Origin of the sequence: Kribbella sp. NPDC056861 (genome assembly GCF_040687575.1) — a bacterium.
Taxonomy (GTDB): Bacteria; Actinomycetota; Actinomycetes; order Propionibacteriales; family Kribbellaceae; genus Kribbella.
The window spans coordinates 188,358-201,551 of the sequence record NZ_JBFBNQ010000007.1 but is presented as its reverse complement, the minus strand read 5'-3'; the positions used below and the strand labels follow the sequence as shown (position 1 = coordinate 201,551).

Here is a 13,194-nt window from a genome sequence, read left to right as displayed (position 1 = left end):
GAACCATGCCAGCCCGGATTCTCGTTGCCGAAGACGACCTCAAGCAGGCGGAGCTGATCCGGCGCTACCTCGAGCGTGAGGGCCATACGACGGTCGTCGTGCACGACGGGCGGGCCGCGATCGACGAGGCCCGCCGGCGCAGCCCCGACCTGCTCGTGCTCGACGTGATGATGCCCAAGGTCGACGGCCTGGACGTCTGCCGGGTACTGCGAGCCGATGCCTCGGGCAACGGAGACGTGCCGATCATCATGCTGACCGCGCGATCCACCGAGGACGATCTGCTGCTCGGCCTCGACCTGGGCGCCGACGACTACCTGACCAAGCCGTACAACCCCCGCGAGCTGGTGGCCCGGGTCCGCACCGTACTGCGTCGTACCCGCGGCCGGGTCGAGGGCGAGATCTACCGGGTCGGCGGGCTGGAGATCGACCCGGTCCGGCACGAGGTACGGCTGGACGGCGAACTGGTCGACGTGACGCCGGCCGAGTTCAAGATCCTCGCCTGCCTGGCCGCCTCGCCGGGACGCGCGTTCTCCCGGCAGCAGTTGCTGGAGCACGCCTTCGGGTTCGACCACTACGTGTTCGACCGGACGATCGACGTGCACGTGATGAACCTGCGGAAGAAGATCGAGCCCGCGCCCGCCAACCCGGCGTACCTGAAGACGGTCTACGGCGTCGGCTACAAGCTGGCCGACAAGGTGGTGCGGTCGGATGCGTCATAGCGTTCTGGTCAGATTCCTCGGCCTGTCCCTGGCGGTCGCGCTCGGCGCCGTCATCGCGACCGCGGTGATCGCGACGTACAGCACCTCGGAGAAGCTGCAGGGCGAGATCGACCAGAACACCTCCCAGCTCCAGGTCGACGGCGACATCTACGCCCAGCTCAGCTCGTACGCCGCGGACCACCCGACCTGGTCGGGCGTGGACAAACTGGTCGGCACCCTCTCCGACCAGACCGGCCGGCGGATCGCGCTGACCGATGCCGACGGCGCCGTGATCGCCGACTCGGCCCGCACTCTCGGCGCCGGTCCGGACCTCCCTTCGGTGCCGGCGGCAACAGTTGATGCGCGCAACGAGAGCCAGGGCGGGGTTGCGTTCAGCGTCGCCGGCAGCGCCACCACCCGGATGGCGACCCGAGCGATGACCCCGCTCTCGACAACCGCCTCAGGTGCGGCGTACGTCAACACGCAGGTGGTCGGATCGGCCAACTGGGGCATGACCGACGAGGAGAAGGCGCAGCGCCTGGACCTCGCCAACCAGGCGGTCGCGTGCTTCCAGGCGAAGGGCGAGCCGGTCCAGCTGATCAGCGGCCCGGACGGCATTCCGCCGATGCTGGCCCGGGAAGCGCCGGGGCAGGACGGCGGTGCTGTGATGCAGGTTCAGCGTCCGGTCACCATCCAGGACGATCCCTGTGTGCCAGCCGGCCTCTACGCGCCGAGCGCCAAGGCGGCGGCGGTCAACGCCGACGAGATCCGCCGCTCGACCGAGTGCCTGGACGCGGCCGGCCAGCGGTACCAGGTGACCGCCAATCCCGGCGACGGGCTGCTCGCCGTCACCCCGGACGACGCGGAGAACACGCCGGTCCCCGAGACGTTCTTCGAGTGCGGCAACACCGCCCGCGCCGCAGCGCTCACGCCGTACGTCGCACCGCAGGCCAAGCTGTATCTCGGGGCCAAGAGCACCTTCAACGTGTTCTCCGGCGAAGGCTTGGCCCGTACTGCGGCCACCGCGCTCGGCGTACTCCTGATCGCCGCACTCGTGATGGTCTTCGCCGGCCGCCGACTCGTCCGCCCGATCCTCGCCCTCACCGGCGCCGCCCAACGGATGACGAACGGCGACCACGCGGCCCGGGTCCCGGTCACCGGGCGGGACGAGGTGGCGCGGCTCGGGCATGCGTTCAACGCGATGGCGGAGTCGATCCAGCACCACGACCACCAGCGCAAGGCGATGGTCAGCGACGTAGCCCACGAGTTGCGCACACCGCTCGCCAACATCAAGGGGTATCTGGTCGCCTCCGAGGACGGGGTCGTCCCGCTCGACAGCGAACTGGTCACCTCCCTGCTGGAGGAGGCCGGCCTGCTGGAGCGCCTCGTCGCCGACCTCCAGGACCTCGCTCTCGCCGACGCCGGCAAACTCCGGATCCACCCGGAACTCAAGGACCTCTCCGAGCTGGCCCAGCAGGTCGTTTCAGCACACCGCCCCGCGGCCGAAGCAGCCGGAGTCACCCTCACCGCCGAGGTCACCGGCCCTGCACCGGCGGTGGTGGACAACGCCCGCATCCGGCAAGCACTCGGCAACCTGGTCTCCAACGCGATCCGCTTCACCCCCACCGATGGCCGCGTGATGGTTGGCGTACGCCGCGTCGGCGACGGCTACAACCTGACGGTCACGGACAACGGCACGGGGATCGGGGAGCAACATCTCCCCTATCTCTTCGACCGCTTCTACCGAGCCGAACAATCCCGCAGCCGTACGACGGGCGGCAGCGGACTGGGTCTGGCGATCACCAAACACCTGGTCGAGGCGCATCGCGGGACAATCGCGGCGACCAGCCGGCTGGGGCACGGCTCGACTTTCACCATCTATCTGCCGTCCCGCGGTCACTAGACTGCGGAAATGGCGAGGAGTCGGAAAGCCCGGGTAGCCGATGTGCACGAGGTTGCTCTGGGGATGCCGCACGTGACGGTCGAGCAGGGCGGCGGGAAGAACCCGGTCTATCAGGTCGGCGGCAAGTCGTTCGTGTTCTTCCGGACGCCGCGGCCTGATGCTTTTGATGCGGAGACCGGGGAGCGGTACTCGGATGTGATCGTGTTCTGGGTGCCGTCTGAGGATGACAAGTTGGCGCTGGTGTCGGACGAGGGGAATCCGTTCTTCACTACACCGCATTTTGACGGTCATCGGTCGGTGTTGGTGCGCGGGAGCCGGATAGGTGAGCTGAGCCTCGCGGAGCTGACTGAGGTGATCCAGGATGCTTGGCTGTCGCGAGCGTCGAAGCGGCGAGGCAGCACGTGGCTGGAGGAGAACCGGCTTAGTTAGGTGGGCCGGCGGTGACACGGCAGCTAACGTCAACACGGGGATGCGCCGGCAACCAGCTCACCTCCGATGGCGGGCTGCACCCACCGCCTTCACCAAGCGGGCGACGTAGGAGCCCGCGCCCAGAGTGGCGTGGGAGCGCAGGCGAGGCGGCGACGCGGGAGCAAGCGCGAAGCGGGCAACGCGAGAGCCAGCGACTTGTTCGGCGCGGGGCAAACAGCTCACCCGTCGAGTTCCGGCTACGGCCCACCGCCTTCACCAAGCCGGCGACGCAGGAGCTGGCGCCCAGGGTGGGTGGGAGCGCATGCGAGCACGCGACGTAGGAGCGGGCGAAGCAGGCAGCGCGGGAGAAGCCAGCTCACCACCCAACGACGGCTGCGCCACCGCCTTCACCAAGCGGGCGACGTAGGAGCCCGCGCCCAGGGTGGGTGGGAGCGGTAGACGCAGTGAGCGACGAAGGAGCGAGCAGCGGAGACCGCGCGGGGAATTACAAGCTGGTCAGCAATAAGTCGAGTAGGCCGTAGAAGGCGATTCCCAGCAAGCCGAGCGGTACCAGCAGAAGCAAGCCGGTGAAGCGGTCGCGGTTGCTGCGGGCGAGTAGCAGCGGCGCGAGGATGGCTAGCACGATCTCCACCCGGCCGGACGCGTGCTTGTTCTCGACCTGCCAGAGGAAGTAGATGCCCTCCGCCAGGAAGACTCCGCTGAGCAGCGCGACGCCGACGACCGGGCGGCTGAGGTGCCACAAGCGTGCTTCGCTGCGCAGCGACTCCCCGCCTCCGCTCAACCAACTCCCGGTACTACGTACCGTCGCGCCCTCGCTCCACCAGCTGCCCGCGATCCCGAAGACCGGTCCGCCCACGATCGCGGCGAACGCCCAGACCGCCATGGTGGACGCCGAACTGGTCGCGTCCTCGATGAACCGCGCAGAGACGTAGTACCCGGTCAGCGCACCGACCAGGGTGAGGAAGCCGAGCAGCGCGGACCAGCCGGTCGGCAGGCGTAGTACTGCGGTGACGGCGAAGGCGAAGACCACCCAGACGACTCCGGAGTTGGCCAGCGTGTTCCAGTTGCCCGGCAGGTAGGCCTGGAGGTGCTGGGTCAGGAACCCCAGACCGAGCCCGATCAGCACCGCGACTACCGCTGCCCTGACTACCCGTGCACGTTCGGTCACGCGAACAGTGTGCTGCACCGCGGGACCAGAGGCGAGCATCTTTGATTCGCGCCGAAATGGACCTCGCGCTGCCACACTTGTCAGGTGAGCTATCCACCGCCGCCCGGCCCGCCGAATCAGCCCAACCAGAACCCTGGCTGGCAACAGCAGCCGTACCAGCCGCAGGGCGGGTCCTACCAATCCCTAGGCCAACCGCAGGGTCAGCCCCAGGGCCACCCGCAAGGCGGCCAACCCCAAGGCAGCTACCAGCCACAAGGCGGCAACTGGGCAGCCCCGCCGTACGGCGGACCGCCGCACAAGGACCGGGCCGGGCTGATCATCGTGGTGATCGCGATCCTGCTCGTCTTCATCCTCGGTGTCGGCGGCTTCGTCGCCTACAACCTCTCTTCGGGCAGCGACGGCGGTACTGCGCCCGCCCCGCCCCCCTCGAGCATCCCGATCGAGCCGTCGCCGACCGACGAGACGCCGACCGGGCTGCCGACAGCCGTGCCGTCCCCGACGCAGCCCCCCAAGCTGCCGACCCGGCCACCGACGAAGGCGCCGACCCAGCCGGTGCCCAGCAAGCCGGTCGGCGGCAAGGGCACCAAGACCGCCGCGATCGCGCTGGCCGGGAAGTTCGTGGCGCAGCTCAACGCCGGCAACTCCGAGGCGGCGACCGCGCTCGGGTGTGCCGACACCAAGGCGATGATCCCGACCCTGATCACCGTCTGGATCAAGGCGCCGACCAGCCTCAAGCTCGGCGATGTCGCGCTCGGCCAGGACCCGTACATCATCTCGATGTCCGGCACCACCGGCGGCAAGAAGATGGACGGCATGGTCATCGTTCAGGGGTCCTGTGTCCGGGTCTTCCAGCTCTCACCTGCCTGATCTCCAACTGCCGTCGCCGGTGACGGAGCTCAACGACGACCGGCTGAGCCATATCCGCGTGCTGCTGAAACGGGACGACCTCATCCATCCGGACGTCCCGGGCAATAAGTGGCGCAAGCTGAAATACAACATCGAGCCCGCGCAAAAGGTCGGCACCCTGCTGACCTTCGGTGGCGCGTACTCGAACCACCTCCGGGCGACCGCAGCGGTCGGCCGGTACGCCGGATTCGCCACGATCGGCGTGGTGCGCGGCGAGGAGCACCTGCCGCTCAATCCGTCGCTGGCCTACGCCGCTGCCCAGGGGATGCGGCTGACCTATCTCGATCGATCGGCGTATCGGTTGAAGACGTCGGCGGAGGTGATCGAGGGTCTGCGTCGCGACTTCGGTGAGTTCTATCTGCTGCCCGAGGGTGGGAGCAACGCGGCGGCCGTGCGCGGGTGCGCTGAGCTGCCGGGTGAGATCGGCGACCCATTCGACGTCTTGTACTGCGCGGTGGGAAGCGGCGGGACGTTGGCGGGGGTTGCCGCGGGACTCAGACCGAAGCAGACAGCGATCGGCGTACCGGTGCTGAAGGCTTCACTGGAAGACGACGTGGAGAACCTGCAGCGGGCGGCGTACGGGGAACGGGTCGGCGAGTGGCGGCTGGAGAGCGGCTATCACTTCGGCGGGTACGCCAAACGGACCCCGACGCTGGATGCCTTCGTCGACGACTTCGAGGCCAGGCACGGGCTGCGGCTGGACTGGGTCTACGAGGCCAAGATGATGTACGCGCTGTTCGACCAGGCGCACCTGCTGGCACCCGGGACGACGGTCGTTGCCTTGATCAACTAGTCGGCGCCAGCGCGCGGGCCGTCTCCAGCAGGTCGGCGCCGGTCGGCAGGCTGGCCAGGATCGGCGTGTCCAGACCGTTGGCGACGTACTCGTTGATCTTGGCCCGGCAGTCGGCGGCCGACCCGTGCACGATCAGGTCGTCGATCACCTCGACCGGTACTGCGGCCATCGCGGCATTCCGGTCGCCGGCCGCCCAGGCGTCGCGCATTGTCTTCATCGCCTCGCCGCGCCCGAGCCAGTCATGGAAGGCCGCGTAGCCGGGCACGGTCAGGTACGTCGCGATCAGGAACCGGCCAATATTGCGCGCCATGTCGGCGTCCTCGGTGACGCAGACGAAGATCCGGGCGGCCAGCTCCTTCTCGTCGCCGAGCTCGGCCCGGACCTGCCGGACGTCGTCGGCCGACAGCCAGTTGGTGATCGCGCCGTCCGCCTCGCGAGCCGCCAGCCGGAGCATCTGCGGCCGAAGCGCGGCGAGCATGATCGCGGGCGCGACGTCCGGCGCCTTCTCCAACCGGAACCGCTTGATCGTGAAGCTGTCGAACTCTCCGTCGACCTTCTCCCCCGCCAACGCCTGCCGCAGGAACCGCAGGACGTCGCGCGTACGAGCGAACGGCGGGTCGTAGGCGATCCCGTTCCACCCGGTCACGATCGTCTCGGACGACGCCCCGATGCCCAGCACGAACCGTCCCGGCGCGAGATCAGCCAACGCCGCCGCACTCATCGCGAGCGCGGCCGGCCCGCGGGTGTGCACCGGTACGACGGCCGTCCCCAGCCGCAACTTCTGCTCCCACTCCGATGCCAGCACCAGCGGCGTGAACGCGTCCGCGCCGGCCACCTCGGCCGACCACAGATCGGTGTAACCCAGCGCGGCCAGCTCGGTGATCAGCGGCTTGTGATCCCTGATCGGTACTCCGGTCAGCGGAACGGTGAGACCCCAGCGCATGTCAGACCATCCTCTTCAGCAGCGGCAGCGGTGCGTACTTCAGGAACCTTGCCATCACCACCCACGGCCACGGCGGCGCGAACGCCTTCGCCTTCTCCGCGTCGATCGCCGCGACCATCGCCCGGACCCCGGGCACGGTGTCGACGATCAGCGGCGTCTTGGCGACGTGATCGTTGAGCTCGGACTTGATGTAGCCGGGGAAGATCGTGCTCACCTTGATCGCCTTGCCGAGCAACTCCATCTGCAGCCCCTCGGCGAGAGTGGCGATGCCGGCCTTGGTCGCGGCGTACGTCGCGACCGATTTCGGCAGGCCGCGCATCGCGGCGACCGAGGAGATGAAGACCAGGTGGCCGGCGTTCCGGCCGCGGAACAGCTCCAGGGCAGCCTCGGCCTGCGCGAGCACGGCGGTGAAGTTGGTCTGCGCGGTGATCAGGTTCGCGTCGAACCGGCCGGTGCCGAGCGGCGCGCCCTTGCCGATCCCGGCGTTCACGATGATCCGGTCCAGCGGCAGTTCGGCGTCGACCGCGCGGAACGTCGCGAAGACGGCGTCGTGATCGTTGACGTCGAGGGTCCGGATCAGGACGGTGAGGTCAGGGTGAGCCGCGGTCAGCTCGGTCTGCAGCGCCTTCAGCCGGTCCTCGCGACGAGCGGTCAGCACCAGGTGGTGGCCCTTGGCAGCGAACTGCCGGGCCATCTCCTCGCCGAGCCCCGAGCTCGCCCCGGTGATCAGGATGTTGCGTCGCATCGGATCGCCTATCTGTAGGAGAGCAGTTCGGTGCCGTCGAGATGGCTGTGTTCGTTGTAGCTGATCAGGGTCAGCCCGCTGTGCCCGGAGGTCAGCTTGGTGATCGCGGTGTTGACCGTGACCGGGTTGAGCTTGAGCCACAGGTCGTCGGTGCCGGCCAGCAGGCGGCTCGTGACAGCGGCGATCGGTCCGCCCGAGGTGAAGACGATCGCCGACTCGCCTTTGCCGAGGCGAGCCGCAGTACGGCGTACTGCGGCTTCCGAGCGTTGGCAGAAGGACTGGAACGACTCCGGGTACTCCGTGCCGTCGCCCTCGGCCCAGCGCTGGGTGGCGGCGCTGAACATCTCCTGGAACGCGCGCTGCGGATTGCCGGTCCGGGCCAGGTCGGCGAGCAGCACCGCACGTCGCTTGTAGGCCGGCTTGTACGCGACGATCACCTGGTCGTGGTCGAACTCGTTGAGTCCTTCGTCGACCTCCGCCGTCGCGTCGAGACCTGCTGCTGTCAGCGCGATCTCGGCCGTCTGCGCATGCCGACGCATCGCGCCGCGGATCACCAGGGTCGGCTTGATACCGCGATCGGCGAGCGCCTTCCCCAGTACTGCGGACTGCTGCTCCCCCTGCGGCGAAAGCCGGTCGTAGTCGCTGCGCCCGAACGACGCCTGCGCGTGCCGGATCAGGTAGATGGCCGGCATCTCAGCGGCTCATGATCCGGCGACAGCGCCGCTCGAGCAGGTTGACCGGCAGCCAGAGGTTCTTGAAGCGTGGGTTGCGGGTCTGCTTGTGGTGGTAGCGGTAGTAGATCTGCTGCGCGATCACGGCCAGCCGGAACAACCCGAAGACCTCGTAGAACGCCCAGTTCGAGGCGTCGAGCCCGGACTTTTCGCAGTAGTAGCGGACGATCTCGTCGCGGCTGATCATGCCGGGCGCGTCGGACGGCTGCATCCTGAACCAGCGGAAGGCCCAGTCGTCGTCGGCCTGCACCCAGTACGCCATCGCGCTGCCGAGATCCATCAACGGATCCCCGAGCGTGGCCAGCTCCCAGTCGAGCACACCGACGATCTTCAGCGGGTCGTCGGGCGCGAGCACGACGTTGTCGAGCCGGAAGTCGTTGTGGATCACGCAGATCCGGACGTCGTCGGGGCGGTTGGCCTCCAGCCAGGCCATGACTTTCTCGAAGCTCGGCACGTTCCAGGTCTTGGCTTTGCGGTACCGGCCGGACCATCCGCTCACCTGACGCTCGACGTACCCCTCGCCCTTGCCGAGATCGCTCAGCCCCGCCGCGGCCGGATCCACCTGATGCAGGTCGACGAGGGTGTCGATCAGCTTGTAGCCGAGCAGTTTGGTCTTGCCGGGGGTGATCTCCACACCCAGCTCGGCCTTACGCGGGATGGTGCCGGCGACCCGCTCCATGACGTAGAACTCGGAGCCGATCACCTCGGTGTCGTTGCAGTGGGCAACCATCCTCGGCACGTACGGGAAGACCGGCGCCAGCTGCTGCTGGATCCGGAACTCCCGGCCCATGTCGTGCGCCCCTTTGGCTTTGGTGCCGGCCGGGGGCCGCCGCAGGATCAGGTCCCGGTCGGGATAACGCAGGAGATAGGTGAGGTTGGAGGCGCCGCCGGAGAACTGCTGCACCTCAGGGAGCGCGTCCGGCAAGGAGGTCTGCTGCCGGAGCCAACTGTCCACCGTGCCGACGTCGAAGGCGTCCTCGTCGCGGACTGGGCGGGCGCCTTCGACCGGGGGCTGCTCTGGGGGCATCAGCGCTTGGTCGCGCTTTCGGTGCGGGCTCGGGCCCGGGTGGCGATCTTGCGCATCTGGCGATCGTAGAGCGGGCGGGCGAACCGCTTGGTGCGCCAGGCCATCAGCGCCGGGCGATCGGGGATGATCAGGAACTGCTGCTTCTTGATCCCGGTGATCACGTTGGCCGCGATCTCGTCCGCGGTACGGGGTGACTTCTCGATCAGCCGGCGTGCGGTGGAGGCCATCTCGGCGTCGTCGCCCTGGATCGAGTCGCCCAGGTTGGTCTTGAAGAACGACGGGCAGACGACCGAGACGGTGACGCCGTACGGGTGGAGTTCGTGGGAGAGCGTCTCCGACAGCGCGACGACGCCGGCCTTGACCGTGTTGTACGAGCTCATCATCGGCGGGTGCACCAGGCCGGCAGCCGAGGCCGTGTTGACGATGTGGCCCGAGCCCTGGCGCTTGAACAGCGGCACGAAAGCACGGCAACCCCGCACGACACCCATCAGGTTGATGTCGACGACGCGGTCCCACTCGTCCAGCGACTCGACGTCGATCCGCCCACCGGTGGCGATCCCGGCGTTGTTGACCAGGATGTCGAGCCCGCCCCAGTTCTCCTCGCACCACTTGACCGCGTTGTCCCAGTCGGCCGCATCGCGCACATTCAACTGCCGGTACTTCGCGCCAGCTACCGCAGCAGACTCCGCCGCCACGTCGGTACTGAGCACTTGGTGGCCTTCAGCAACGAACTGGGCGACCAGCGCCGCCCCGAGTCCACTGGCGCCACCGGTGACGAGAACCCTGCTCATTCGGACTCCTTGTACTTCGCCAGCTCGATCTTCGCGACCACTCCACGATGCACCTCGTCCGGCCCGTCGGCCAGCCGCAGCGCCCGGGCACTCGTCCAGGCGGCGGCCAGTGGGAAGTCGTCGGACAGCCCGCCACCACCGTGCAGCTGAATCGCCATGTCGATCACGTCCTGCGCCATCCGCGGGACCGCGACCTTGATCTGGCTGACCTCGCTCAACGCGCCGGCCAGCCCCTTCGTGTCCAGCAGGTACGCCGTCTGCAGCACCAGCAGCCGCGCCTGGTTGATCGCGATCCGCGCGTCGGCGATCCGCTCCCGGTTGCCGCCGAGGTTGACCAGCGGCTTGCCGAACGCGGTACGGCTGGTGCCGCGCTTGATCGCGAGCTCGAGCGAGTGCTCGGCCAGGCCGACCAGCCGCATGCAGTGGTGCACGCGACCGGGGCCGAGCCGTCCCTGGGCGATCTCGAACGCGCGACCGGGGCCGACCAGGATGTTCGCGGCGGGCACCCGGACGTCGGTGAAGGAGACCTCGCCGTGACCGTGCGGTTCGTCGTACCGGCTCATGGCGGGGAGCAGTCGCTCGACCTTCACGCCGGGGGTGTCGCGCGGGACGAGCACCATCGTGTGGCGTGCGTACCGGTGGGCTTCGGGGTCGGTGAGGCCCATGAAGATGAGCAGTTCGCAGTCCGGGTGGCCGATGCCGGTGCTCCACCACTTGCGGCCGTTGATGACGACCTCGTCGCCGTCGACGATCGCGGTGGCGGCCATGTTGGTCGCGTCGGAGGAGGCGACGTCGGGCTCGGTCATACAGAACGCGGACCGGATCGTGCCGTCCAGCAACGGCTCCAACCAGCGCTGCTTCTGCTCATCGGAGCCGTAGCGGAGCAGGACCTCCATGTTGCCGGTGTCGGGAGCGTTGCAGTTGAACACGTACGGCGCGAGGAACGAGCGGCCGGTCAGCTCGGCGATCGGCGCGTAGTCCAAATTGCTCAGCCCTTCGCCGTACTGCGTATTGCCGTGCTCGGCAGGCGGGAGGAAGAGATTCCACAGCCCCTGCTTGCGGGCCTTCGCCTGCAGCTCCTTGAACGCGGGCTGCGGCTGCCACGGATCCTCGGCGGCCTTGGTCGCGGCGTGCAACTCAGCCTCGACCGGCTCGATCTCGGTCCGGATGAACTCGGCGACCTGCCCGATCAACTCCTGCGCCCTCGCGGACGGTTCGAACCCCATCACGGCTCCCAATCTCCTGGCGGCTTCCTTGACGGTAGCGCACCTACTGAGCAATGCTCAATAGCGTGAAGGCAGGCGAGACACGGAAACGGCTGACGGCGGAGGACCGCCGCAAGCAGCTGGTCGGCATCGGGCTGATGATGCTGCGCACCCAGCCGATCCACGAGCTGTCGATCGACGCGGTCGCGGCCGAGGCGGGGATCTCGCGGGGGTTGCTGTTCCACTACTTCCCGACCAAGCGCGACTTCTACGTCGAGGTGATGAGCGCGGCCGGCCGCCGGTTGTTGCGGGTCACCAAGCCGGACCCGTCGCTGCCTGCCGACGAACAGCTCCGGCAGATGCTGCTCTCCTTCGTCGCCTTCGTCACCCGCCGCCGCGACTCGTACATCTCGTTCGTCCGCGGCGCCGCCGGCGGTGATGTGTACGTCGTCGAGATCTACGCGGCCACTCGAGCCGGCCTCACCGCGCGAGTCCTCGACCTACTCGACGAGCCCGCGCAGGCGCCCGCATCCCAGACCCGGATGGCGGTGCACGCCTGGCTCGCCTACGTGGAGGACCTGACCATCGAGTGGTCCGGCCTGCCGGAAGCCGATCGTCCGAGCAGTCCCGATGATCTGGTCACCCACTTCATCGCAGCCCTCCAGGCCCTCCGCGCGCTGTAGGGGTCGGACAGCCGCGCACACCCAACCTTTCCGACAGGCGGCGACGCGCCGAGGTAAGCGTTGTCCTGCGAGGTTGTGTGTGCGTGGCTGACCGGGGGCACCGCCTCAACGGGCCGCTCCGGTCGAGCCGCGGACGACCAGCTCGGTGGCCAGCTCGACGTGGAGGGCTTCTACCTCGTGGCGGTCGAGTAGGCGGATCAGCAGGCTCACCGCCATTCGGCCCATCTCCTGCAGGGGTTGCCTGACGGTGGTGAGGGTCGGCGTGGTCGCTCGGCTTACGTCGAGGTCGTCGAAGCCTGCGATCGACAGGTCGTCGGGGATCGACAGGCCTCGGGTGGTGGCGGCTTGGAGGGCCCCTACTGCGGCTTTGTCGTTGAAGGCGATCAGGGCGGTGGGGCGGTCGGGGAGGTCGAGGAGTTGGGCGGCGGCTTGGTGGCCGTCTTCGGTGGTGGGCTGGATCGGGCGGACCAGAGCGGGGTCCGGGAGGATGCCTGCGTCGGCAAGAGCTGCCGCGTGGCCGCTCAGGCGGGCGTCGCTGGCCAGCCATTCGCTGGGGCCGCCGATGACGCCGATCCGGGTGTGGCCGAGGCGGACCAGGTGGGAGGTGACCTGCCGCGCGCCGTTGAAGTGGGCTGCGGAGACTGCGGCGATGTCGCGCGGCAGCGGAGTACGGGGGTCTACGACGACGAACGGGAAACGGCGGGCGCGGAGCTGGATCAGCTCGTCGCTCGTCTCCGGCGGCAGGATCAGGATCGCCCCGGCGAGATCGCGGTGGGCGGGCAGCCTGGGGAGGACCTGCTCGTGCTGGGTCGCCTCGCCCGCGTTCAGCACCAGCTGGCGGCCGTGCCGGTCGAGCGTCTCCGCGATCGACGAGACGATCACGCCGAAGTAGTCCGTCAGTACGTACGGACAGCGCAGATAGACGGCCCCGCCGACCGGCTTCGGTGCGCCACCCCGCGGACTCGGCGCCCGCACACCCAGTCGCTCGACCGCCTGCTCGACCAGCTCGCGGGTCTGCTGCGCCACGTTGCCCTGCTGGTTGAGCACCCGCGAGACGGTCGCGATCGACACCCCGGTCTCGGCCGCGATATCCCGGACGGTGGCCCGGTCAGACATTTGTTACATCGCTTTGTTTCACACTCAGCACGGTAGCTGATCTTGACAGTCTCCGC

Annotated in this window: 14 protein-coding genes; 6 read left to right on the top strand and 8 right to left on the bottom strand. The window is 68.5% G+C overall.

Annotated features, from left to right (window positions below; all coding sequences use genetic code 11):
- Window positions 1-5 precede the first annotated feature (5 nt).
- The 3 genes from AB0P21_RS32600 to AB0P21_RS32590 are packed head-to-tail and all read left to right on the top strand — an operon-like array spanning window position 6 to window position 3,030.
- Window positions 6-719, top strand: a complete 714-nt coding sequence (locus AB0P21_RS32600; protein WP_363701650.1) for a response regulator transcription factor — start codon at window positions 6-8, stop codon at window positions 717-719.
- Window positions 709-2,601 carry a HAMP domain-containing sensor histidine kinase gene (locus AB0P21_RS32595; protein WP_363701648.1) on the top strand — a complete coding sequence of 631 codons (1,893 nt, stop codon included), beginning with the start codon at window positions 709-711 and terminating at the stop codon, window positions 2,599-2,601. Before AB0P21_RS32600 ends, AB0P21_RS32595 begins: the two co-directional genes overlap by 11 nt.
- A gap of 9 nt (window positions 2,602-2,610) precedes the next feature.
- Window positions 2,611-3,030 (top strand): MmcQ/YjbR family DNA-binding protein, encoded by a 420-nt coding sequence (locus AB0P21_RS32590; protein ID WP_363701646.1) that lies wholly within the window; start codon window positions 2,611-2,613, stop codon window positions 3,028-3,030.
- A gap of 484 nt (window positions 3,031-3,514) precedes the next feature.
- On the opposite strand, the gene AB0P21_RS32585 is transcribed toward AB0P21_RS32590, so the two are convergent.
- A complete protein-coding gene (locus AB0P21_RS32585; RefSeq protein ID WP_363701644.1) occupies window positions 3,515-4,198 on the bottom strand; it encodes a DUF6518 family protein in 684 nt (227 codons plus the stop codon).
- Between the two features lie 84 nt (window positions 4,199-4,282).
- Between AB0P21_RS32585 and AB0P21_RS32580 the strand changes: the two genes are divergently transcribed.
- The gene (locus AB0P21_RS32580) at window positions 4,283-5,065 is read left to right on the top strand and encodes a hypothetical protein (RefSeq protein ID WP_363701642.1); all 783 of its coding nucleotides are present in this window, start codon (window positions 4,283-4,285) and stop codon (window positions 5,063-5,065) included.
- A gap of 19 nt (window positions 5,066-5,084) precedes the next feature.
- The gene (locus tag AB0P21_RS32575) at window positions 5,085-5,897 is read left to right on the top strand and encodes a pyridoxal-phosphate dependent enzyme (protein WP_363701640.1); all 813 of its coding nucleotides are present in this window, start codon (window positions 5,085-5,087) and stop codon (window positions 5,895-5,897) included.
- Here AB0P21_RS32575 and AB0P21_RS32570 read toward each other — a convergent pair.
- Genes AB0P21_RS32570 through AB0P21_RS32545 form a run of 6 tightly spaced genes read right to left on the bottom strand, consistent with a single transcriptional unit; the run spans window position 5,890 to window position 11,360 of the window.
- The gene (locus tag AB0P21_RS32570) at window positions 5,890-6,840 is read right to left on the bottom strand and encodes an LLM class F420-dependent oxidoreductase (protein WP_363701638.1); all 951 of its coding nucleotides are present in this window, start codon (window positions 6,838-6,840) and stop codon (window positions 5,890-5,892) included. The genes AB0P21_RS32575 and AB0P21_RS32570 overlap by 8 nt on opposite strands.
- 1 nt (window position 6,841) lies before the next feature.
- On the bottom strand, window positions 6,842-7,585 hold the full coding sequence (locus AB0P21_RS32565) for an SDR family oxidoreductase (RefSeq protein WP_363701636.1): 744 nt from the start codon (window positions 7,583-7,585) through the stop codon (window positions 6,842-6,844).
- Window positions 7,586-7,593: 8 nt separating this feature from the next.
- Window positions 7,594-8,277 carry a histidine phosphatase family protein gene (locus AB0P21_RS32560; protein WP_363701634.1) on the bottom strand — a complete coding sequence of 228 codons (684 nt, stop codon included), beginning with the start codon at window positions 8,275-8,277 and terminating at the stop codon, window positions 7,594-7,596.
- A gap of 1 nt (window position 8,278) precedes the next feature.
- The gene (locus tag AB0P21_RS32555; RefSeq protein ID WP_363701632.1) at window positions 8,279-9,343 is read right to left on the bottom strand and encodes a phosphotransferase family protein; all 1,065 of its coding nucleotides are present in this window, start codon (window positions 9,341-9,343) and stop codon (window positions 8,279-8,281) included.
- Entirely contained in the window at window positions 9,343-10,134 is a 792-nt protein-coding gene (locus tag AB0P21_RS32550; RefSeq protein ID WP_363701630.1) for an SDR family oxidoreductase, read from the bottom strand. Before AB0P21_RS32550 ends, AB0P21_RS32555 begins: the two co-directional genes overlap by 1 nt.
- Window positions 10,131-11,360: an acyl-CoA dehydrogenase family protein gene (locus AB0P21_RS32545; protein ID WP_363701628.1), complete on the bottom strand. Its 1,230-nt coding sequence runs from the start codon at window positions 11,358-11,360 to the stop codon at window positions 10,131-10,133. Before AB0P21_RS32545 ends, AB0P21_RS32550 begins: the two co-directional genes overlap by 4 nt.
- Before the next feature lie 65 nt (window positions 11,361-11,425).
- On the opposite strand from AB0P21_RS32545, the gene AB0P21_RS32540 reads away from it, so the two are divergent.
- Window positions 11,426-12,022 carry a TetR/AcrR family transcriptional regulator gene (locus AB0P21_RS32540; protein WP_363701626.1) on the top strand — a complete coding sequence of 199 codons (597 nt, stop codon included), beginning with the start codon at window positions 11,426-11,428 and terminating at the stop codon, window positions 12,020-12,022.
- A 105-nt stretch (window positions 12,023-12,127) separates the two neighbouring features.
- Here AB0P21_RS32540 and AB0P21_RS32535 read toward each other — a convergent pair whose 3' ends face one another.
- Complete coding sequence (locus tag AB0P21_RS32535) at window positions 12,128-13,138, bottom strand: substrate-binding domain-containing protein (protein ID WP_363701624.1); 1,011 nt, start codon at window positions 13,136-13,138, stop codon at window positions 12,128-12,130.
- Window positions 13,139-13,194: the final 56 nt, after the last annotated feature.

Bases quoted from the DNA above. Each gene is read 5' to 3' on its own strand.
- AB0P21_RS32595 (WP_363701648.1), top strand. From the start codon at position 709: ATGCGTCATAGCGTTCTGGTCAGATTCCTCGGCCTGTCCCTGGCGGTC.
- AB0P21_RS32565 (WP_363701636.1), bottom strand. From the start codon at position 7,585: ATGCGACGCAACATCCTGATCACCGGGGCGAGCTCGGGGCTCGGCGAG.
- AB0P21_RS32535 (WP_363701624.1), bottom strand. From the start codon at position 13,138: ATGTCTGACCGGGCCACCGTCCGGGATATCGCGGCCGAGACCGGGGTG.
- AB0P21_RS32555 (WP_363701632.1), bottom strand. From the start codon at position 9,343: ATGCCCCCAGAGCAGCCCCCGGTCGAAGGCGCCCGCCCAGTCCGCGAC.
- AB0P21_RS32600 (WP_363701650.1), top strand. From the start codon at position 6: ATGCCAGCCCGGATTCTCGTTGCCGAAGACGACCTCAAGCAGGCGGAG.
- AB0P21_RS32560 (WP_363701634.1), bottom strand. From the start codon at position 8,277: ATGCCGGCCATCTACCTGATCCGGCACGCGCAGGCGTCGTTCGGGCGC.
- AB0P21_RS32570 (WP_363701638.1), bottom strand. From the start codon at position 6,840: ATGCGCTGGGGTCTCACCGTTCCGCTGACCGGAGTACCGATCAGGGAT.
- AB0P21_RS32590 (WP_363701646.1), top strand. From the start codon at position 2,611: ATGGCGAGGAGTCGGAAAGCCCGGGTAGCCGATGTGCACGAGGTTGCT.
- AB0P21_RS32545 (WP_363701628.1), bottom strand. From the start codon at position 11,360: ATGGGGTTCGAACCGTCCGCGAGGGCGCAGGAGTTGATCGGGCAGGTC.
- AB0P21_RS32550 (WP_363701630.1), bottom strand. From the start codon at position 10,134: ATGAGCAGGGTTCTCGTCACCGGTGGCGCCAGTGGACTCGGGGCGGCG.